Below are 20,653 nucleotides of genomic sequence, written 5' to 3'. Positions count from 1 at the left end.
TGAACGCACAATTAAAGCGTTATGAGGCACGACAATGTTACGGACATTCTGGCATTACCTTGGTGAAACGCAGCCCCGCTTATTGCGGGTGGTACATATCCTGATAGCCGCGCTGGTCATTGGGCAAATTATTAACAGTAACGCGACACAGGTAGAAGCGATTACCGACATCAGTGCCGGGGTACTGGTGTTTTTATGTACCTGGCTGCATATCATTGCCGGGTCTGTACTGGTGATTCTGGGTTTCGCATTACTGTTCTATGTCCTGGTTCTGCGTGGTTTTCGCTATTACTTTGCCTGGCTGATGGGGGATTTTTCGGCAATTTTTGCGGATTTACGCACTCTGGCTCGCTTTCGCCTGCCTGAGGCTTCTGCGGGAGGGATCGCCGCTACCGTTCAGGGATTAGGTGTGGGAGCACTATTGTTAGTGGCTTTGTCCGGTGCTATTGGCGTTGCTTTATATTTGATGGGATATGCTGTTGGCTTCAATGTTATTCACTGGCATAAATTTCTGACCGGCCTGATTGAGGTTTATATCTTTGCCCATAGCGCTATGGGGCTACTGCATTTTGCCCTGCGCCAGTTTTTACCAGTGAAGCGTGAATAGCCTGTGGTGGTAACGGTGCTGTATGGCAGGAGGCTGGCATCCGTAGCGGGTTAGTGCCAGAATACACGCACTCTCTTTTTTGTGGGAAATATGATGAAAAAAATCACACTGTTACCCGCTATCGCTGCACTTATGCTGGCCGGTTGCGTTCAGGTTGATGATTACACCCAGGTGGTTAAAGTACCAGCTCCGCAATGGCTGGTGGGCTACTGGCAGTCTGCGGGGCCGCAATCTAAGCTGGTAAGCCCGGAAGCGATAGCGAGCCTGGTGGTCACCAAAGCGGGTGATACCCTGGATTGCCGCCAGTGGCAGCGCGTGATTGCTGAACCCGGTAAGCTGATGCAGCGTGGTGATGCGCTGTATAACGTCACACAGAAACGGGATATTTATACAGTTGAACTGGATGGCGAAACGCTGGACTACGCGGGAATGACGCTTAAACGTGTAGAAAAACCTACAGTCGAATGCCAGGCGGAGATGGGTAAACTGCCGCAGTTTGCATCTGCTGCTGTTGCCGGGGAAATACCCTCTGCGCCTTCTGCACAATAACCCCTGTTAACCCCGTCTATTCTTCCCGTTAATCCTGTTACCCTGTGCTAGCGTAGGCTGGCACAGTCTCTTGTTCATATTTCTGGGAGAACAAAGAGATATCAGGTAACCAGGTTACGAAGGTGAAGCAGATGGACTATTTTCGCGCCAAAAAGATGCACCAGTTCTATCGCGATGTTTTTACACGGGAAATTACTATTACTGAGACTGGCAAACTGCCAGTACTTGAGCTTGAAAAATATACGGTACAGGGGCAACTGGACTTTTTCGGGTTGTGCCGTTCAGTGCTAAGCGCTGATTCCGGGTTGCCAGAAACTCACGATAAAGGGTTAAAGTCATTACTGCTGGCCGTGGTTATGGCGAATCTGTCTTTGGATAAATCCTGGCAAGGTAAACAAGTCATTTTACCTGAAGGGCTGAAAAGCAGCCTCAATCAGGCCCTGACAGATGCGATTACCCGCCATCCTTGTATTGAATACCTGGAAGCTGTGATTCAGTTGCTCTTCCGGGTTGGCGATATTGAAAGTGTTGTTAGTTTGGTTGGTCAGAATAGTGAATATCTCAAATCATCAGCCAAAATCGTTAAAATAATGCTGATGTTGGCGGTGATCGAAGAAAATTTTGACCTGGCTTTGTCATTAGTTAAAACGCTAACCGCAGATTCGCAACTGATGGGCGAGGATGCGATGGCGTTACTGTTGACAGTAACGACTATCTACAAATGCGGTGGGACGCCAGAGTCATTTATTGATTTCAGAAGCCTGCGGCAAAAGATGTCCTTTCCGGCTGACGCTTACAATATAGAGTTTGCCCCGGCATGCAATAATGACCGTACTACTGTGGTGGTTTGTTGTGATCCGGTTTATTACGCAAAACATGCAGTGCCACTGGTGTATTCAATATTTGATACTAACAATGGGTTACTGAACGTTCATCTGCATGTTTACAACATAACTGATGCAGTGCGTACAGATGTCGCACGGCTCAGGCAACAATTCCCTGAACTTAACATTTCCTGTACTTCGGAAATTGTTTCCGTTGCAGAAAATATTGTTACGCACTATGCGTCCAGGCGCTTTATTTTTGCTGAATATGCTCTGAAAGCACTCAAAACCCCGGTCCTGATCGTTGATGCTGATTGCCTGTTCCGTAAATCATGGCAGGATATTATGCCGCGTATCGAAGACATGGATCTGTTGCTTAACAAGCCCGAAATTGCACCTTTCTGGGAAAGCGTATGTGGTGGGTTTGTCTGGCTGGGCGGGGGAAACACGTCGAAAAGTTATATTGGTAAAGTACGTAAGTTCCTGCTTAATAATTTACACCAGAATAATGCGGTATGGTTCCTTGACCAGATGGCTCTGAGTGCTGTTGCCAGTGAGCTGGCTGCGATGCCGGGTGTGGCAACAATCCCGGGGAGTTATGCCATTGATATTGAGCATACAGACCACAGTTTCACCTGGGTGGTGACCACAATTAAACATGCACAAGGGCGCTACAATGATTATAAAACAGCGTTGTGTGCGGAATTTGATTGACTACTTACCCACATGTAAATTATCCCAGCCTGCTACATTAGCAGGCTTTTTTTCAAGCCGGACCAGGCCTTGCAAAGATGGCTGCAGGGTACATCTCAGGTGTGATAAGTAAAAAATAAAGGTGCCCAGGGGGCACCTTTATTTATCTAATTTATTTTATCTAAACCGTGAGAGGGTTCTGTACATATCCAGTGTCACTGGTTGTAATCCAGTGGCATCAATATGTTGTGCGAAAATTTGCCATACGTGGTTGCCAGGGTTTTTTGCTTACCCGTCTGGCCAATGAGTTTGCGTAAATCATCCATTCTGCTTTGCAACAAACCTTTCAATGTCGCTTCATTGGCAAGAATTTCACGTAATAAGTCCCGGGCTTCTTCAACTAAACGTACCTGTTCAGGGGAGACCGGATTTTTGGCAATACTTTCAACTAATTGAACATATTTGACTTCATGTTCAATCAACTCATCCCACTTTCCTTCATGGGCGAGATTGAGCATGGTTTTGCTCAAGGCATGCAGGGCATGCCAGAGAGTAAGGGATGAGTTGACGGTGTTCATTAGCTGGCACCCTGAAGTGGTTGATAGGTTGGTTTTACTTGCTTCCATGCATCGGCAATATTGGTGAGCAAACGCTCAACTTCTTCAACCGCGGCAATATCATTGCGTAAGTTTGCGTGCAGTAATCGGCGAATCATATACTCGTAAAGAGAGATGAGATTGCTGGTCAGCTCATCTTCTTCACTGGTATCCAGGGCCGTTTTGAGCCCTGAATCAATAATGTTAATGGCATGAGAGAGGGCTTTGCCTTTGTCAGCAACAGCTCCTTGCTCCATAAAGAGTTTTGCCCGAACAAGGGCGCTTAATGCGCCATCGAAGAGCATCACAATAAGCTGGTGTGGGCTGGCACTCATCACCGCGCTTTCAAGGCTCACCTTTTGGTAGGCCTTAACACCAGTTCGATTGTACATAACGCATCCTCACGGCCAAACAAATGTATCAGTATTAGCTTGAGCTGGATGACGATGACGATGATGAGCTTGAGAACTGCGATGTCAGGTAGTTAGACGTCGCGGTAAGCTGGCTCATCAGGGTATCCAGCGCAGTAAATTGAGCCTTGTAACGGGCCATAGTGGCATCGATACGGCTCTGCATTGCATCATAACGGTCACTCAATGTGCTGAGGATATTGTTGATGCTGTCTTCAGCATTCTGAATAATGCCAGTGCTGCCAGAGGTAGTGCTTAACATGCTGGTCAGCGTGTTGTTCATTTGGGTGGCGAAACCAGTAGTTGAGCCATCACCCACAAAATAATTGGTTACAGCATCAGGGTCACTGCTTAACGCTGCGGTCAGTTTGTCATCATCAACAACCAACTGGCCGGTTTTGGGATCCTGGGTTATTCCTAACTGCGCCATAATGGCGTAGGTACCACCACTTTGTGCTGTACTCAGTTGGCTACGCAACTGCGACTGGATAGAACGCACGTTGGCATCACCGACCAGGGCCCCATTACTGGTTGACTGGCTGTCAGAGCCCGCATCAACGGCAACATATTTAGTCACGGTTGACAGGGTAGACTGCAGTGAGTTGTAGGCATTTACCCAATTCGTTATCGCAGTTTTGTTACTGTCTGTGGCACGGGCAACAGTCAGTGTCTCGTCTGATGAACTCACTGAGTTCAGTGTCAATGTAACACCTGGCAGTGCATCACTGATGGTGTTGGAATCACGTTGTACGCTGACGCCGTTTACCGTGACGATGGCATCCTGTGCTGCAGTTTGCACAGATAACGCACCGCTGCTGGTGCTTGAATCATAACCAATAACCGATTGCAGTGTATCATCGCCGGTTACTGTCACTGTCATGGCAGAATCTGCCCCAGTTGTTTTTGAAGTCAGCATCAACCGGTAGTCAGTATCGCTGGCTTTTACAATCGTGGCAGTAACGTTGCCGTTGGCGCCATTAATGGCATCAGCAATCCCCTGTAGCGTGGTATCAGAGTCTGATAACGTCACGGTCAGTGGGGTGTCCGTATCTGCCTGCGCAATTGTCAGGGTACGGGTGGTGCCAGTGGTGGCGCCCAACTGCGTGCTGTTGCTGGTAATCGCGCCGCTCATCAGTACCTGGCCTTTAGCCAGTTGCTGAACATTCATGGTGTAACTGCCGACCGTTGCATCACTGGTGCTGGTTGCACTGAATGATGTGGTAGAGCTGGTTACAGAAGTTGAGTTCCAGGTGCTTGACTTCGCCAGTGCCGCAGAGGCGGTCTGTAAGGTGGTCAGTGCACTTTGAATCTTTCCATAAGCACTTAGCTGAGATTGATACTTAGTCTGCTGATCAGTAATTGTGGTCAGCCTGGCCTCTTCCGCCGTTTGCAAATTGTCATACAGGGTTGCGAGGTCTAAGCCTGAGCCAACCCCCAGGTTACTGATAGTGGTCATTGGTCTTTCCCTTTATATCAATGGTCGTCCTGACTCATATCGGCACCGAATGAGAAAAGTTTACAGTACGAAAAAGAAAAATAATGCGCAGAAAAGAAGGCAGGGAAGGTGGCTTATAGAGTGATTGTCAGACCAGTTACTAAATCATAAATCTGTATGAACCTATATTAAAGAAAAAAATAATTTCCCTTATGTTATTTATCAGTCAATTTTCCAGGATTATTCCTAGCAGGAAAATAGTAATGGTTCGGTGATTTAAATTAAATAAATACTTATAAATCAATGTTATGAATTTTTTTGATCTAAATTTCTAAAGTTGCCAGCCAGTGCGCCGATACCCTTGATGACGGTGAGAGACGCCGCAAGTGTTAGGCACCGAACCTAGACCCAATTTCATGAAGGAAAATAATTATGGCAGTCATCAATACTAACCTGATGTCATTGACTACTCAGAACAACCTGAACAAATCACAGGCTGCACTGAGCACCGCTATCGAGCGTCTGTCCTCTGGTCTGCGCATTAACAGCGCTAAAGACGATGCGGCTGGCGAAGCGATTGCAAACCGCTTTACCTCCAACATCAACGGTCTGACCCAGGCCGCTCGTAACGCAAACGACGGTATCTCTATCGCTCAGACAGCTGAAGGCTCTCTGGATGAGATAAACAACAACTTACAACGTATTCGTGAGCTGGCAGTTCAGGCTGCAAACGGCACGAACTCTGCTTCTGACATCGATTCAATTCAGTCTGAAGTTAACCAACGTTTGACTGAAATCAACCGTGTTGCTCAGCAGACTCAGTTCAACGGCATCAAAGTGCTGTCTGGCAACACTACTGACACTGACATCAGTATCCAGGTTGGTGCAAACGACGGTGAAACCATCTCCATCACCATCAATGCTAACTCTAGCTGGAACAAACTGGGTGCAGAAACTGCTGGTTCTGAAACCACTACTGCTGCAACTGGTACTACTGCGACTATCTCTACTGGCGACCGTTCTGTAGCTGTGTACAGCACTGGTTTCGACGTACTGTCTTCAACTGTTCTGGCTGATATCGATAAAGCGATTAAAGCAGTTGATAACCAACGTTCTGACCTCGGTGCTATCCAGAACCGTTTCGACTCTACCATCAGCAACCTGAACGACACTGTGACCAACCTGTCTGCTGCACAGTCCCGTATCCAGGATGCCGACTACGCGACAGAAGTGTCTAACATGAGCCGTGCGCAGATTCTGCAACAGGCTGGTACCAACGTGCTGTCCAAAGCCAACCAGGTACCGCAGACTGCACTGTCACTGCTGCAGTAAGCATCAAAGTACATCAAAAGCCAACCTTCGGGTTGGCTTTTTTTTTGCCTCAGCTAAATGAAATTCCGCGAATTAAAGGAAAATTGCCCGCTTTCTCCCGCCATTAATTTTGCCCTCGCCCTGTATCGTGAACAAAAGATCAATAAATGAAGGAAAACGCTGTGCACAACGCCGTAAACAAGGGGTCAGGCACCTCTCTGCTGGAGTTATCCTGCGCACCCGATTATATCGGCTCTGTAGCATGGCTGTATGGTTTTGATGCCGTAGCTCCGGTGAATGCCCGTGTGCTGGAACTGGGGTGTGGTGACGGCGCCTGGCTTGCAAGCCAGGCAGCGCGCTGGCCTGAGTCATCATGGGTTGGGGTGGAACTGTCTTGTGAGAATCTCAATACATCACAGACGCAGATCCTTACTCGCATGGGTGGGCCTGCAAATTTGTCCATTTGCAGCGCTTCCCTTGAAGAGTTGCTTTCCACATATATTGGCCAGTTTGATTACATCATTATTCATGGCACTTTCAGCCTGCTCAGCAACCAGCGTATTGACCAGGTGCTGGCGTATTGCCAGACGCATCTTGCCAGCCAGGGGTTGATTACTCATGCATGGTCGTGCAACCCGGGGGCGAAAAACCAGGAAGTCATCCGGGATGCGGTACAAATGCATGCCGCGATGGCGACCAATGCCAGCCAGCAACAGGATTGTATGCATGCCATGCTGGCCTGGTTTTCCATGACCAGCAGTTCAACAACGCTTGGGCAGGCTGTTGAGGATGCCTTACAGGCAGCGAAGCATCACTCAGATAAAATGCTGGTTGATCACTACCTGCTCGGGCAGAACGAAGGGCAATATTTTCTGGAATATCATGGGCGCGTAACCCAAATGGGGTTGGGGTATGTGGGCGACCTGGCACCATGGACTGAGTTACCTGAACATTATGGTTCCCAGACAGCGCAAATGCTGTCTGCGATTTGCCCTCAGCCCCATAAGATCCTCAGCCAGCAGTACCTGGATTTTGCCTGCCAGCGCAGTAAGCGGTACAGCGTTCTGGGCCACAGCTCCCAGACTGAAGGCATGGCAGTTTTCCCGGATAAAGCGCGGCTGATGGAGATGCGTTGGGCGGGCAGCTTCCGCCGCATAATGGAAGGTTACGACGTTTGTACTGCGGTTCGTATCCATGATGATACCCCCATTACAATTAATGATGAAAATACGTTGTCTGTACTGGATATCATGGGGGAAGCCTGGCCGCTGAGTATCACCCTTGAGCAAGTATGGCAACAAATTCGCCTGCCAGATGTGCCGGAAGATAATCCGCTCTATATCCATCGTGAAGACCTGGGCCGCTCACTGAATGCTTTATTCGAAAAAGGTGTTCCGGGCCTGCATTTCCGCCGTCCCGGTTTTGAGCCAAAACCACTGACAAAAACGGCTCAACTGGCTGTTGTGCCTGGCTGGCAAAATCCGTTGCCAATAAACATGTGGAATGAACCGGTATCGCTCACGGAAGATGAACGTAGCTGGTTGGCAGAAGGCGATTTGTCGGTAACGGCGCAATCAGCAAGCCTGCACGATGCTTTGCGCTATAAAGGCATATTCAGTGCCCAGCCTTTTGCCTGGCAGCGTTATTTACAGTCACTGCTTGCCGTTTCTGATGACATGCATCGTATCCGTATGGTCAGTGCCATTATTCTGTTCTCCGCAGCACCAGAACAAGGTGGATTTCTGGATGAGGCGCAACAAAAGCTCAGCAGAGAAAATCCGCGCGCGGTACAGCCAGACCTGCAACCTGTCGCACCGGCAACTGAGAAAAAAGCCAAAGCGTTAGTTGACGCCGGGCAGTATGTACAGGCAGAACAACTTTATCTTTCACTGGTTGAAGACAATCCCAATAAAGTTCACGCCTTGTATTTATTGGAAGATTTTTACTTACGCACCTTCAATAAAGAACCGGGTTTTAATGCAGTTTACCGGGCGATTGCTATGCAACCCGCCAGTTGGAAGTTGTATGCAGACTTGGGCATATTTTTGGTCCGCCGTAAAAATTATTGGCTGTGTGGGCGAATCATGCGTGCGGTGCTGCGCAACAACAAGCGCAGCATTTCGGCCTGGGATTTGCTGGGTAAACTCCATTCGCTGGTGAACCGTTCAGACCTTGCCAACTATTGCTATGAACAAGCACTGGCGCTGGATGATAAAAATGAAACTATCTATGTGAATAAAGCTTCTGTGAGTACCTCTGTACTGAAAACAGAAGAAGCGATAGCGTTATTACGCAAAGCGCTGGAGTTGAACAAGTATAATTTCGATACCTGGACGTCATTACTGTTTGAACTGGCACACCGTGCAGAAGTGTCGCCTGGTGAACTCTATAAAACGCACCTGTCCTATGGGCAACACGTCTATGACTGGATGCGTAAGCAAAATATTAAGCCAGAGAGCCACAGTACACATCCGCAGCATGAGCGCTTGCGTGTTGGTTTCGTTTCCGGTGATTTCCGTAAGCACCCAGTGGCATATTTCCTGCTGCCATTCTGGGAAAGCCTGGATCGCAGTAAATTTGATGTTTATGCCTACAACACTTCGCCTCATCAAGATGAGATGACGGATCGCCTGGCAACAGGTACCGTAGCGTTTCGTTCAGTAATCAAAAACAGCCACCGCGAGCTGGCTGAGATAATTAAAAACGATGAAATTGATATCCTGATTGATTTGTCTGGCCATACAGCATTTAACCGCCTGCCTGTGTTCGCCATGCGCCCGGCACCGGTGCAGATGACCTGGATAGGCTACCCGGGCACCAGTGGGCTTAAGGAAATTGATTATCGAATCATCAGCCCGGGTATTGCTCCCGCAGGTTTCCTTGACAGCCAGTTCACTGAAAAATTGCTGTATGTTCCTTTCCCAACACAGTTTACCCCAGAGCTTGACAGCCCTGCGGTGAGTGAACCGCCTTTTGCCAGAAACGGGTTCTTTACCTTTGCCAGTTTTAACCGGCCGATGAAACTCAGCCAGCCGGTTATTGCCTGCTGGGCGGGTATTCTTAAAGCGGCACCGGACAGCAAGATGCTAATTGCGTTTATGTCTGGCCAGTCAATGATTGATGACTTCACTCAGCGTTTTATGCGCGAAGGTGTGAACCCATCGCAGTTAGTTTTCCGCGAAAAAGTGCCAATGAAAGAATTTCTGGCAATGCACAGTGAAGTGGATTTGTTGTTGGATGCGTTCCCTTATACCGGTGGTACAACAACCAACCATGCGGCCTGGATGGGTGTACCGACATTAACACTTGCGGGTGAAACCATGGCTGCTCGCCAGGGTGTGGATATCATGCAAGGCTATAATCTACAGTCTTTTATTGCTGATTCTGTTGATGATTACCAGAAAAAAGCCCTTGAGTGGAAAGGGCGAACAAATGAGCTTGCCAGGCTTCGCCGCGAATTACGTGAGCGTGTATGGGCACTGAGCCAGCAACGCCATGAAACTGGTGTGATGCTGGGCGAGGTGTTGAACCAGGTGTGGCAGTTGTATCGCCAGGGCGTTCCTGCTCATTCTTTTACGTTCAGTGAACTAATAGCGGCCCCGACGTTGTAAGGCTGAGGTAGAACATCATGAATAAGAATATTTTTGTTACCAGCCCGCTGTTACCTCCTTTGGAGGAGTTTACGCCTTACCTGGAAAAAATCTGGGAAAACCGCTACCTCACCAATGGTGGTACTTTTCATCAGCAACTGGAATCGGCACTGGCAGAGTATCTGGGTGTATCGCACCTGTGCCTGTTTTCTAACGGAACGTTAGCTTTGCTGACGGCGCTCCAGGCATTGCGTATCAGTGGTGAGGTTATCACAACGCCTTATTCTTTTGTGGCGACCTCCCATACGTTGCTGTGGAATGGCCTGACCCCGGTCTTTGCAGATATAGACCCCATCACCTGCAATATTGACCCGGCAAAAATTGAAGCATTAATCACACCGCAAACGACTGCCATCTTACCGGTTCATTGCTACGGTATCCCCTGTAATGTGGACAAAATCCAGTCAATTGCTGACGCCTGGGGGCTGAAAGTGATTTACGACGCAGCCCACGCCTTTGGGGTGAAAAAAGATGGCGAAAGTATCCTGCGTTGTGGCGACTTGTCTATTCTCAGCTTTCACGCCACCAAAGTGTTTAACACCTTTGAAGGCGGTGCAATCATCTGCCCTGATGCACGGATGAAAGCACGGATTGATTATTTGAAAAACTTCGGCTTTGCAGATGAGACCACAGTCGTTGCACCTGGCATCAACGCTAAAATGAATGAGGTGCAGGCCGCTTTTGGGTTAGTTCAACTGAACCATATTGACGCCGCGCTAGCGCAGCGTGCAGCCATTCATCAGCGTTATTGTGATGCGCTCGAAACTATTCCCGGCCTGAGTGTTTTTAATGCACCGGCTAACGTTGAATGGAATCATGCTTACTTCCCTGTACTGGTTGCTCCTGATTTCCCTGTAAGCCGCGACGCGCTTTACGATGCGCTCAAGGCGGAAAATATCTATAGTCGTCGCTATTTCTACCCACTGATAAGCTCTTTTTCGATGTACCGGCATTTGCCTTCTGCTCAACCGGGCCGTATGCCAGTTGCGGAAGATATCGCTGCCCGCATTTTGTGCCTGCCCATCTACCCGGATCTCACCCACGAAGATCAGTACCGGGTGGTCGCTGTATTACGTCAGGCTGCTCATATTAGTTGTGCCAGTGACCCGGCAGTGCATTCAACAGGGCACACGTTATGAATCTGGGTATCTATGGCGCCGGTGGTTTGGGGCGAGAAGTGCGGGAACTTGCGTTACAAATCAATGCGCGCACAGGCCGTTGGTCTTCCGTGTTCTTTATTGATGATGTGACCGCAGAGCAACAGGTCAATGGCAGCAAGGTCTTGCGTTTTGGCGATATCCCCACAGAGACAGAAATTATTATCGCGCTGGGTGAGCCGTCTTTGCGTCATCAGTTAGCAGACAAACTCAGTGCTGATTTTCAACTGGCTACATTGATCCACCCGGATGTGTTTGTCCCTCAGACTACGGTGATTGAGGCAGGGTGCATTGTGTGCACCGGCGCTTTTATTTCCTGCAATGTCGTTCTGGGGCGAAATTCATTAGTTCAGCCAAGAGCCTGTGTTGGGCATGACACAAAAATAGGGCAGCACTGTGTGGTATCAAGCCAGGTGATGCTGGCTGGTGGCTGCATTACCGGGGACCGTGTGTTTATTGGCATGAACAGCGCCATCAAAGAGAAAACCGCGATAGGGCATGACGCGATTATCGGAATGGGGTCGGCAGTTTTTAACCCGGTGAGTGAGTCCACGATTGTGCTGGGAAACCCGGCACGCGCCATGCGCAACAATGATCAGGGCAAAGTTTTTAAATCTTCACCACAGCGGTGAGTCATTTTTCAGGAGTTAACCATGAGCAATCTGGCGAAGTACAACAGCATCTTTATTGAAACTTTTGAAGTCACAGAGGAAATGCTACCAGGCTACAAATACCAGGATACGCCAGCCTGGGATTCAGTGGGGCATATGACCATGATTGCCGCGCTGGAAGATGCTTTCGACATCATGATGGATACCGATGACATCATCGATTTCTCCTCCTGGGAGAAAGGGAAAGAAATTCTGCAGAAATACGATGTCGAAATTGCCTGATAAACGGGAGCGTGTCACATGCTACTGGCTGGTAAACATGCAGTAATTACCGGTGCCTTACAAGGTATTGGTAGAGCAACCGTTGAAGCTTTTGCAAAGCAGGGGGCGAATGTATTCGCCTGTTGTCAGCACGAGGATACACAATTTTTTGCAGATATGGCTGCGCTCGCTGAAGTCTGTCACGTCACTATCACACCAGTTATTTTCGATTTACTGGATGATACGGCAATCAAGCAGGCGGCAGGCGTCATTCAGAAAAGTAAAGTTCCCGTAGATATATTGGTTAACATCGCGGGGGCTAATTTTGATGCGTTATTCCCCATGATGACACAGGCGCAGTTACAAAAGACATTTGCGATTAACTTCTTTGGGCAAATTGCTTTTACGCAGTATATGACCCGCCTGATGCTACGGAATAAGCGTGGCAGCATTATCAATATCTCCAGCATTTCGGCGCTGGATGGCAACAGTGGGCAACTGGCCTATGCTGCCTCCAAAGCTGCGTGGCTTGCTGCGACCAAAACACTGTCTATGGAACTCGGCCCGCAGGGGATCCGGGTTAATGCGGTTGCGCCCGGTGTAATCAAAACCGCCATGACTGAAGACTTACCTGAAGAGGCGATGTCCCGGCAGTTAAGCCGTTGTGAACTGAAGCGGTTAGGGTTGCCGGAAGAGGTTGCCAATGTGCTGGTGTGGCTGGCGAGCGATGCCGCCAGTTATGTTACCGGGCAGACAATTCGTATTGATGGCGGCATGGCATAACCCGGAGGATTTATTCATGTTTTTGCAAGGGAAGACGGTAATTATTACAGGCACCCGGCGCGGCATGGGCCGGGCAATGGTTGATGTATTCGCCGCCAATGGCGCCACCATTTATGCCCACGCGCGTGAAGAAGACAGTGAGCATATCGCGTCACTGGCACTGACGGCAGAACGTTACGGTGTGCAAATCATCCCACTGTTCTTTGATATGACCGACACCAGCGCGATGAAACTGGCGGTTAAACAAATTATGGCTGACAAGCGGCCGATTGACGCTCTGGTAAATAATGCGGGTATCACGCTCAACAGCCTGTTTCAGATGACCAGTGAGACACAGTTGCGCCAGCAGTTTGAGGTGAACTTCTTTTCTGTTTACTTATTCAGCCAGTACATCAGCAAACTGATGGTAAGAAATAAGCGCGGCAGTATTGTGAATATTGCTTCAACGGCAGGCGAGGATGGTAACCCCGGGAAGTCAGCCTATGGTGCGTCTAAAGCTGCACTGATAGTGATGACTAAATCGATAGCGGCTGAACTGGGTGAATCAGGTATTCGGGCTAACTGCATCGCGCCTGGCATCACGGATACCGATATGTTGTCTACCATGCCAGAACACATTATTGAGCAGGCGAAAAATGCGGCGGATCTGCGCCGTGCCGGGTTACCTTCAGAAATTGCAGAAACCGCTGTGTTTCTGGCATCAGACCTTGCCAGTTACATCACCGGGCAGGTTATCAGAGTGGATGGTGGTCTACGATGAAAAAAACAGCAGATGTGTTGCAAGCTGCGGCACAACAAATCCGCCAGTCGATTATTCATACCGCCTGGCAGGCTCCCGTTGATGGCGTTCATCTGGGGCCTGCGTTATCCATGGTGGAAATCGCCACGGCACTGTATGGGCAAGTGATGCGTTATCAGGTGTCTGACATGGGTTCGCCGGAGCGTGACCGTCTGCTGTTAAGTAAAGGCCACGCCGCACTGGCGTTGTATTGCACCTTACACCACTACGGTGTTTTGTCTGATGAACAACTTGCCACATTCGACCACAGTGGTTCGTTGTTACCCGCACTGACGCCAATGAATCCGGCATTAGGTATTGATTTTGCAGGCGGTTCGTTAGGCCATGGCATCGGTTACGCCTGTGGGATTGCTCTGGTACAGCGCCAGCGCCAGCAACCCTGGCATAACTATGTGGTACTGGGCGATGGTGAGTGCAATGAAGGCTCTATTTGGGAAAGTGCGCTTTTTGCAGCACACCAAAAATTAAGCAACATTACAGCGATTATTGATTGTAATGGCTTCCAGTCTGACTGGTCTTGCAAAGAAACTGTCGAGATGAATTTCCCGGCACTTTGGCAAGGCTGTGGCTGGCATGTGATTGAATGTGATGGTCATGATCTTGATGCGCTTCTGGGCGCACTGGCTACGCCATCCAACGGGAAACCCAAAGCAATCGTTGCCAGAACAGTCAAAGGAAAGGGGGTTTCTTTTATGGAGCATAACAACGGTTGGCACCGCAATAAAATGTCCCGTGCGCAGTATGACCTGGCACTACAGGAATTAGGAGGCACGCAATGAGCCTGGCTATTTCACCCGCAGATATTCGCGCCTGGTCGATGATGGGCACCCGCGGGACTTTTGGCATGGCCTTGCAGCGTCTGGCGGCGGAAAATCCTGACATTGTAGCCCTGACCGCTGATTTGGCGCTGACCTCCGGTCTCGATCGTTTCAGTACGGCGTACCCGGAACGTTTTTTTAATGTCGGGATCGCAGAGCAGAACCTGATTGGGGTTGCTGCCGGAATGGCATCACAACAAACTATTCCGTTTGCCACTACTTTTGCCAATTTCGCCGCATTGCGGTCATGTGAACAGGTTCGCCACTATCTTGGCTATCTCCAGGAGAATGTAAAAGTAGTGGGGCTGGCTTCCGGGTTTGCGATGGGTATGTTTGGGGTAACGCATTACGGCATTGAAGATATTGCAACACTGCGATCCATATCAGGGTTGGCGATTTTATCACCTGCAGATGCAACAGCGACGGCACAGTTAACCGAAGTCGCCGCTAATCTGAACGGGCCAGTATACCTGCGTTTAACCGGCGGAATGCGGGCACCGGTGGTGTATCGCGAGCCGGCGACATTTATTCCGGGCAAAGCCAATATTCTCCAGCAGGGTGAGCATGTTGCGATTGTCGCTACCGGGAGTATGGTGGCTGTTGCACTGGGTGCTGCAAAAGACCTTGCAGAACAAGGGAAGCATGTCGCAGTGATTGATATGCATACCCTGAAACCCCTTGATACAGAGACACTGGCCGCTTTCCAGCATTTTAACTGGCTGGTAACGGTTGAAGAGCACAGTACAATTGGTGGCCTGGGGAGCGCGGTTGCTGAATGGCGTAGTTTCCAGGCCCATGGGCCAAGAGTGCTTCCTGTCGGTATCGGGCAGTATTATGGGCATGCAGGTGATTACCAATGGATGCTGGAACAACATGGGCTGACACCCAGCCATGTCAGCAGGAAAATACAGGACACCTGCTATGAGTAAGCCCCCATTCTGGCACTGGCCGAGTGAATTTAATCACCGGGCAGCGGTAATAGACGATGACGGCCAACAGGTTTCTTACCTGCAATTATCTGATTTGGTTGACCGGCTGGCAGCCTGCCTGAGCCCGCGGACTTTACTGTTTTGTTTATGTGAGAATACACCCGGTGCGCTGGTTGGGTACCTTGCGAGCCTGCGGGCCGGGGCTGTGCCATTAATGCTGGATAACGCGCTGGATGCCACTCTTGCACGGGACCTGTTCGCGGTCTGGAGGCCAGGTTATGTGTGGCAGCCAGAGAGCCGGGCGGTAGTTGGTGAGGTGGTGCTGCGTCATGCCGGTTATGTTCTGGTAGAAACGGGTGAACAGGCACCAGAAATGCCGGATGAATTAGGGTTACTGATGACCACCTCTGGTTCAACGGGAAGCCCCAAACTTGTCAGGCAGACGTACCGTAATTTACAGGCAAACTGCGACAGCATTGTCGATTACCTGGATATCACCGTGCATGAACGGCCAGTTGCCTATTTACCTATGAATTATGTTTTTGGGTTGTCGATTATCAATAGCCACCTGGCAGTGGGTGCGACGCTGTTGCTGACTAAAGCCAGCCCATTGCAAAGCCCGTTCTGGCAATTTGTTAAAACTCACCAGGCTACATCTCTCTCTGGGGTGCCTTATACCTTCGAAATGCTGAATAAACTGCGTTTTATGCGTATGGCATTACCACACCTGACCACGTTAACTCAGGCAGGCGGAAAGCTGGCGCCTGTTTTACAGGACGCGTTTGCTCACTGGGCACAGCAAGAAAATAAACGCTTCTTTGTCATGTATGGGGCGTGCGAAGCGACCTCACGAATGGGTTTTTTGCCCCCGGATTTGTGTATCGAGAAAAACGGTGCCATGGGGCAGGCCATTCCCGGTGGGTGTTTTGAACTGCTTGATGCGCAGGGCGAGGTTATTACCCAAAACGATGTGGTGGGTGAGTTGGTTTATTATGGCGACAATGTTTCACTGGGCTACGCCATCTGTCGTGAAGATTTAGCCCGGGGTGATGATAACCAGGGGCGTCTTGTCACGGGGGATATGGCAAGCCGGGATACCATGGGTATCTATACCATTGTTGGGCGCAAAAAAAGGTTCTTAAAAGTTTTTGGTAACCGCGTTGGGCTTGATGACATTGAACATCGTCTTAAAGCCAGTTTCGCGGGCATTGAATGTGCGGTTGGCGGAGAAGATGACCATATACGGGTGTGGGTAACCGGGGCGTACTCGCCGGTTGAAATCAAGCAGTTTCTGACCGGCACGTTTCAGTTCCATCATTCAGCTTTCGATGTTCGCCAAATAGACACTATCCCGAAAAATGCCTCAGGCAAGACGCTGTACGCGCAACTGGAGGCTTTATAGTGGATGACCTGCACTGGCTGAACTATGCGCCATTTTCGCTAACGCGCGATGAGAAACGCGCCTGGATAACCAGCAGAATGCAGGCGCTGACCGCACATCATTATACAGCCTGCCAGCCGTACCAGCGGATCCTTGACGGGCTGGGTGTTTCGTCTCAGTCAATTGTTTCGCCAGAGACCGTTCCGTTTATTCCTGTTTCATTATTCAAACAGCTGTCGCTGGCAAGTGTTGCAGAACACGACATTGTCAAAACCATGACATCTTCTGGCACAACAGGCCAGGCCGTATCAAAGATTTATCTTGATAAACTTACCGCGGCGAACCAGCAAAAAGTGTTGGTGAAAATTGTCAGCGCGTTTACCGGGGCAGCCCGCATGCCAATGCTGATTATTGATGCACCCTCGGTAATGAAAGACCGCAATATGTTCTCGGCCCGGGGGGCGGGTATTCTGGGTTTTTCTATCTTTGGTGCTGACCGCACCTGGGCGCTGAATGATGACATGACGTTAAACCTGGAGGCAGTAGAAGCCTTTGCAGAAAAATATCAAGGTAAGCCCGTACTGTTATTCGGCTTCACCTTTATGGTTTGGCAACACTTTTACCAGGCTCTGGCTGGCTCCGGGAATAAAGTTGATTTATCCGCAGGCATATTAATTCATGGTGGTGGTTGGAAAAAGTTACACAACCAGGCTGTTACACCGGATGAGTTTGCCAACCGGCTCCATGCTGTAAGCGGTATTAGCCGTGTGTGCGATTATTACGGAATGGTGGAACAAACAGGCTGTATTTACATGCAGTGTGAGCACGGGCATCTTCATGCCAGTGTGTTCTCCGACATCATCATTCGGGATCCCCGTGATTTTTCTGTGTGCCCGGCGGGTGAACCCGGGATAGTCCAGGTGATGTCTGTTATCCCGGAATCCTACCCCGGGCATTCGTTGCTGACTGAAGATGAAGGCATTTTGCTCGGTGAAGATGACTGCCCGTGCGGGCGTGCAGGGAAGTATTTCCGAATCCTTGGGCGTTTACCCCAGGCTGAATTAAGAGGATGCAGTGATACGTATGCCGCACAATTTTGAAGGTGTTACTTTTCGCATCGGGGGAGAGGACCAGCTCAGCCAGGCACTTGCTGCGCACCCTTGCCGTCCGTTCAGCGAAGAAACGATTGCCTTGCTGTCGCGTTTTTCCGCTTGCCTGCGAGAAGATACCCGGACACGTGAATGGCCAGATGTAATGAGCCTTGCATTTTGGTGCCGCCAGGCATCGTTGAGGCAACAACAAGGGGCATTCACGGGCACACAACACCAAACAGGGCGGGGCCTTGCTTTTCATATCGCCCCGTCAAATGTTGCGGTTAATTTTGCCTATTCACTGGTTGCCGGGTTATTGACGGGCAATGCGAATATCGTACGTCTTCCTTCGAAACCCTTTGTTCAGGTCGAAATAATTTGTGATGCGTGGCGCCGTTGTCTGGCTGAATTCCCCAGCCAGCAGCATCGGGTTATTCTGGTCAATTATGGTCATGAGTCACAAATAACAGACTATTTTTCTGGCTTGTGCCAGGCCAGATTAATTTGGGGAGGGGACCAGACTATTGCGGCTATTCGTCGCTCGCCAATACCACCACGCGCTATTGATATTGCTTTTGCCGACCGTTATTCATTTTCAGTCATTAATGCTGACGCCTGGCTGGAGGCGAAAAATAAAGCACGCGTACTGGAAGATTTCTATAATGATACATTATTGACCGACCAACAGGCTTGTTCAGCGAGCAAGCTGGTTGTGTGGTCAGGTAACCGGGTATCCCAGGCGCGCGCAATGTTCTGGGAGATGTATACCGACTGGTTGCAGGATAAATACACATTGGTTGCGGCTAATGTAGTGAAAAATCTCACCCATTTTTGCCAGGATGCAGCTCTAAGCTCTGGTACTCATCTGGTCAACCCGCACGAAAATATGGTGTTTCGTGTCGAGCTGGACCACCCGGATGCTGAAAAATTGATTACTCATCATCAGGCCGGGTATTTCTATGAATATGTGGCTCAATCGCTGGATGATATTGCACCACTGTGCGGTGAAAAATGCCAGACAGTCACTACATTTGGCATTGCGCCAGAAGATATTTATAGCTTTATGTCTCAAGAACATCCCCGGGGAGTAGACAGATTTGTTCCACTGGGGCAAAGCATGCAATTTTCATTGCTTTGGGACGGATATGATTTAGTCAGTTATTTAACTCGTCATGTTCAGGTAATTAGCTGATTGTGAGGCGAATTTGTTTGCGTCGCCCTGGAAGGCGCAAATAAAACCCCATTTAACCCATTATTCATCGGATTAAATGCCCTCCAGAATCAGATAATGGTGCCGATAACTCATTAACGCAGGGCTGTTTATCGTGAATTCACTCTATACCGCTGATGGTGTAATGGATAAACACTCGCTGTGGCAGCGATATGTACCTCTGGTGCGCCACGAAGCATTGCGCCTCCAGGTGCGATTGCCGGCGAGCGTTGAACTGGATGATTTGCTGCAGGCGGGCGGCATCGGGTTGTTGAGTGCGGTTGAACGCTATGACGCCCTGCAAGGAACGGCTTTTACCACTTACGCAGTGCAACGTATTCGTGGCGCTATGCTGGACGAACTGCGCAGCAGGGACTGGGTCCCACGCAGTGTTCGGCGCAACGCACGAGAAGTCGCGCAGGCGATTGGGCAACTGGAGCAGGAGTTAGGGCGCAACGCAACCGAAATTGAAGTTGCAGAACGCCTGGATATCTCGCTCGAAGAGTATCGTCAGATGCTGCTCGACACAAACAACAGCCAACTCTTTTCTTATGATGAGTGGCGTGAAGAGCATGGCGATAGCATCGAGCTGGTGACCGATGATCACCAGCAAGAGAACCCGCTGCAACAACTGTTGAACAGCGATTTACGGGAGCGTGTGGCTGAGGCCATTGAATCACTTCCGGAACGCGAACAACTGGTGTTGACGCTGTATTACCAGGAAGAGCTCAACCTCAAAGAGATTGGTGCGGTACTGGAAGTCGGCGAATCACGGGTAAGTCAGTTGCACAGTCAGGCGATTAAACGATTACGCACCAAGCTGGGTAAGTTATAGATTCTGACACACCGTCATGATCCTGGTAGAGCCGCCCCACAGACCTTTAATACCAGGGAGTTATCATGACGGTGCACCAGCCCAAAAGACGGCCGCTAAGCCGCTATCTTAAAGATTTCAAACACTCGCAGACCCACTGTGCTCACTGTGGCAAGTTGCTGGACAGGATAACACTGGTCAGGCGTGATGAAATCGTCAACAAAACCGCCATCGCTCAACTGGATACGTTGATTGATGAAGCGACATGGCAAATTATCAAGCAGGACTGGATTGCATTGTGCCGCTTTTGCAGTGATCTGCATTGCAATGAACATAATGACTGGTTCGATATCATTGGCTTCAAGCAGTATCTTTTTGAACAAACTGATATGAGCCACGGCACCATTCGCGAGTATGTTGTGCGCCTGCGCCGCCTGGCAACGCATTTGGCTGAGCAGGGTGTTGCGAAAGAGCTGGCCTGCGACCTCACGCCGGATGAAGCCCTTGAGCAGTGGTTACCGGCAACCAGCCCGAACAATTACCGCATCGCTTTGCGTAAGTATGCGCAGTATTTACGGCAAAAAAACCAACTGCCGGATAACCCGGCTGAAAACAAATCGACTTCCGCTATATATTAAAAAGGCATAAGTTGTAGCAGAGCGTGTTTGATTTATCTGAATCAGGCACTAAACTGCATCACAATTTACACATTGGGAAGAGATTA

General features: G+C 49.6%; 20 protein-coding genes. 17 read left to right on the top strand and 3 right to left on the bottom strand.

The features are described 5' to 3' along the window. Positions 1 to 34: 34 nt before the first annotated feature. The 3 genes from DES37_RS14810 to DES37_RS14800 all read left to right on the top strand — a co-directional run bounded on the left by DES37_RS14810 (position 35) and on the right by DES37_RS14800 (position 2,694). The gene (locus tag DES37_RS14810; protein WP_110026434.1) at positions 35 to 607 is read left to right on the top strand and encodes a cytochrome b/b6 domain-containing protein; all 573 of its coding nucleotides are present in this window, start codon (positions 35 to 37) and stop codon (positions 605 to 607) included. 93 nt (positions 608 to 700) lie between these two features. Further along, positions 701 to 1,156, top strand: a complete 456-nt coding sequence (yedD, locus tag DES37_RS14805) for a lipoprotein YedD (RefSeq protein WP_110026432.1) — start codon at positions 701 to 703, stop codon at positions 1,154 to 1,156. Positions 1,157 to 1,287: 131 nt separating this feature from the next. After that, positions 1,288 to 2,694, top strand: a complete 1,407-nt coding sequence (locus tag DES37_RS14800; protein ID WP_110026430.1) for a hypothetical protein — start codon at positions 1,288 to 1,290, stop codon at positions 2,692 to 2,694. Positions 2,695 to 2,888: 194 nt separating this feature from the next. Here DES37_RS14800 and fliT read toward each other — a convergent pair whose 3' ends face one another. From fliT to fliD, 3 genes are read right to left on the bottom strand one after another with little or no spacing between them, the layout of a single operon-like run. Beyond that, positions 2,889 to 3,251, bottom strand: a complete 363-nt coding sequence (gene fliT / locus DES37_RS14795; RefSeq protein ID WP_110026428.1) for a flagella biosynthesis regulatory protein FliT — start codon at positions 3,249 to 3,251, stop codon at positions 2,889 to 2,891. Next, positions 3,251 to 3,661 (bottom strand): flagellar export chaperone FliS, encoded by a 411-nt coding sequence (gene fliS / locus DES37_RS14790; protein WP_110026426.1) that lies wholly within the window; start codon positions 3,659 to 3,661, stop codon positions 3,251 to 3,253. Before fliS ends, fliT begins: the two co-directional genes overlap by 1 nt. 34 nt (positions 3,662 to 3,695) lie before the next feature. After that, positions 3,696 to 5,135, bottom strand: a complete 1,440-nt coding sequence (fliD, locus tag DES37_RS14785; protein WP_110026425.1) for a flagellar filament capping protein FliD — start codon at positions 5,133 to 5,135, stop codon at positions 3,696 to 3,698. Positions 5,136 to 5,546: 411 nt separating this feature from the next. Here fliD and DES37_RS14780 point away from each other — a divergent pair, with 411 nt between their 5' ends. The 14 genes from DES37_RS14780 to fliZ all read left to right on the top strand — a co-directional run bounded on the left by DES37_RS14780 (position 5,547) and on the right by fliZ (position 20,567). Next, positions 5,547 to 6,446 (top strand): flagellin N-terminal helical domain-containing protein, encoded by a 900-nt coding sequence (locus DES37_RS14780; RefSeq protein ID WP_036111940.1) that lies wholly within the window; start codon positions 5,547 to 5,549, stop codon positions 6,444 to 6,446. A 161-nt stretch (positions 6,447 to 6,607) separates the two neighbouring features. After that, positions 6,608 to 10,036 (top strand): bifunctional class I SAM-dependent methyltransferase/glycosyltransferase, encoded by a 3,429-nt coding sequence (locus tag DES37_RS14775; protein ID WP_170123775.1) that lies wholly within the window; start codon positions 6,608 to 6,610, stop codon positions 10,034 to 10,036. Between the two features lie 17 nt (positions 10,037 to 10,053). Next, positions 10,054 to 11,214, top strand: a complete 1,161-nt coding sequence (locus DES37_RS14770; RefSeq protein WP_110026421.1) for a DegT/DnrJ/EryC1/StrS family aminotransferase — start codon at positions 10,054 to 10,056, stop codon at positions 11,212 to 11,214. After that, positions 11,211 to 11,864 (top strand): NeuD/PglB/VioB family sugar acetyltransferase, encoded by a 654-nt coding sequence (locus DES37_RS14765; protein WP_110026419.1) that lies wholly within the window; start codon positions 11,211 to 11,213, stop codon positions 11,862 to 11,864. Before DES37_RS14770 ends, DES37_RS14765 begins: the two co-directional genes overlap by 4 nt. Positions 11,865 to 11,885: 21 nt before the next feature. Next, positions 11,886 to 12,125 (top strand): acyl carrier protein, encoded by a 240-nt coding sequence (locus DES37_RS14760; RefSeq protein ID WP_110026418.1) that lies wholly within the window; start codon positions 11,886 to 11,888, stop codon positions 12,123 to 12,125. Between the two features lie 18 nt (positions 12,126 to 12,143). Then, entirely contained in the window at positions 12,144 to 12,887 is a 744-nt protein-coding gene (locus DES37_RS14755) for an SDR family NAD(P)-dependent oxidoreductase (protein WP_110026416.1), read from the top strand. 16 nt (positions 12,888 to 12,903) lie between these two features. Beyond that, positions 12,904 to 13,647, top strand: a complete 744-nt coding sequence (locus DES37_RS14750) for an SDR family NAD(P)-dependent oxidoreductase (RefSeq protein WP_110026533.1) — start codon at positions 12,904 to 12,906, stop codon at positions 13,645 to 13,647. Continuing rightward, the gene (locus DES37_RS14745; protein ID WP_110026415.1) at positions 13,644 to 14,465 is read left to right on the top strand and encodes a transketolase; all 822 of its coding nucleotides are present in this window, start codon (positions 13,644 to 13,646) and stop codon (positions 14,463 to 14,465) included. The genes DES37_RS14750 and DES37_RS14745 overlap by 4 nt, the downstream gene beginning before the upstream one ends. Then, positions 14,462 to 15,433 (top strand): transketolase family protein, encoded by a 972-nt coding sequence (locus tag DES37_RS14740; protein WP_110026413.1) that lies wholly within the window; start codon positions 14,462 to 14,464, stop codon positions 15,431 to 15,433. Before DES37_RS14745 ends, DES37_RS14740 begins: the two co-directional genes overlap by 4 nt. Next, complete coding sequence (locus DES37_RS14735; RefSeq protein ID WP_110026412.1) at positions 15,426 to 16,835, top strand: AMP-binding protein; 1,410 nt, start codon at positions 15,426 to 15,428, stop codon at positions 16,833 to 16,835. Before DES37_RS14740 ends, DES37_RS14735 begins: the two co-directional genes overlap by 8 nt. Next, positions 16,832 to 17,914, top strand: a complete 1,083-nt coding sequence (locus DES37_RS14730) for a LuxE/PaaK family acyltransferase (protein WP_110026410.1) — start codon at positions 16,832 to 16,834, stop codon at positions 17,912 to 17,914. The genes DES37_RS14735 and DES37_RS14730 overlap by 4 nt, the downstream gene beginning before the upstream one ends. Then, a complete protein-coding gene (locus DES37_RS14725; RefSeq protein WP_110026408.1) occupies positions 17,898 to 19,097 on the top strand; it encodes an acyl-CoA reductase in 1,200 nt (399 codons plus the stop codon). Before DES37_RS14730 ends, DES37_RS14725 begins: the two co-directional genes overlap by 17 nt. Before the next feature lie 133 nt (positions 19,098 to 19,230). Further along, the gene (locus DES37_RS14720) at positions 19,231 to 19,950 is read left to right on the top strand and encodes an RNA polymerase sigma factor FliA (RefSeq protein ID WP_036111910.1); all 720 of its coding nucleotides are present in this window, start codon (positions 19,231 to 19,233) and stop codon (positions 19,948 to 19,950) included. A gap of 65 nt (positions 19,951 to 20,015) precedes the next feature. Further along, positions 20,016 to 20,567 carry a flagella biosynthesis regulatory protein FliZ gene (gene fliZ, locus DES37_RS14715; RefSeq protein WP_036111907.1) on the top strand — a complete coding sequence of 184 codons (552 nt, stop codon included), beginning with the start codon at positions 20,016 to 20,018 and terminating at the stop codon, positions 20,565 to 20,567. Positions 20,568 to 20,653 lie beyond the last annotated feature (86 nt).

Origin of the sequence: Mangrovibacter plantisponsor (genome assembly GCF_003182475.1) — a bacterium.
Classification (GTDB): domain Bacteria; phylum Pseudomonadota; class Gammaproteobacteria; order Enterobacterales; family Enterobacteriaceae; genus Mangrovibacter; species Mangrovibacter plantisponsor.
This window is presented reverse-complemented; position numbering and strand designations above follow the sequence as displayed.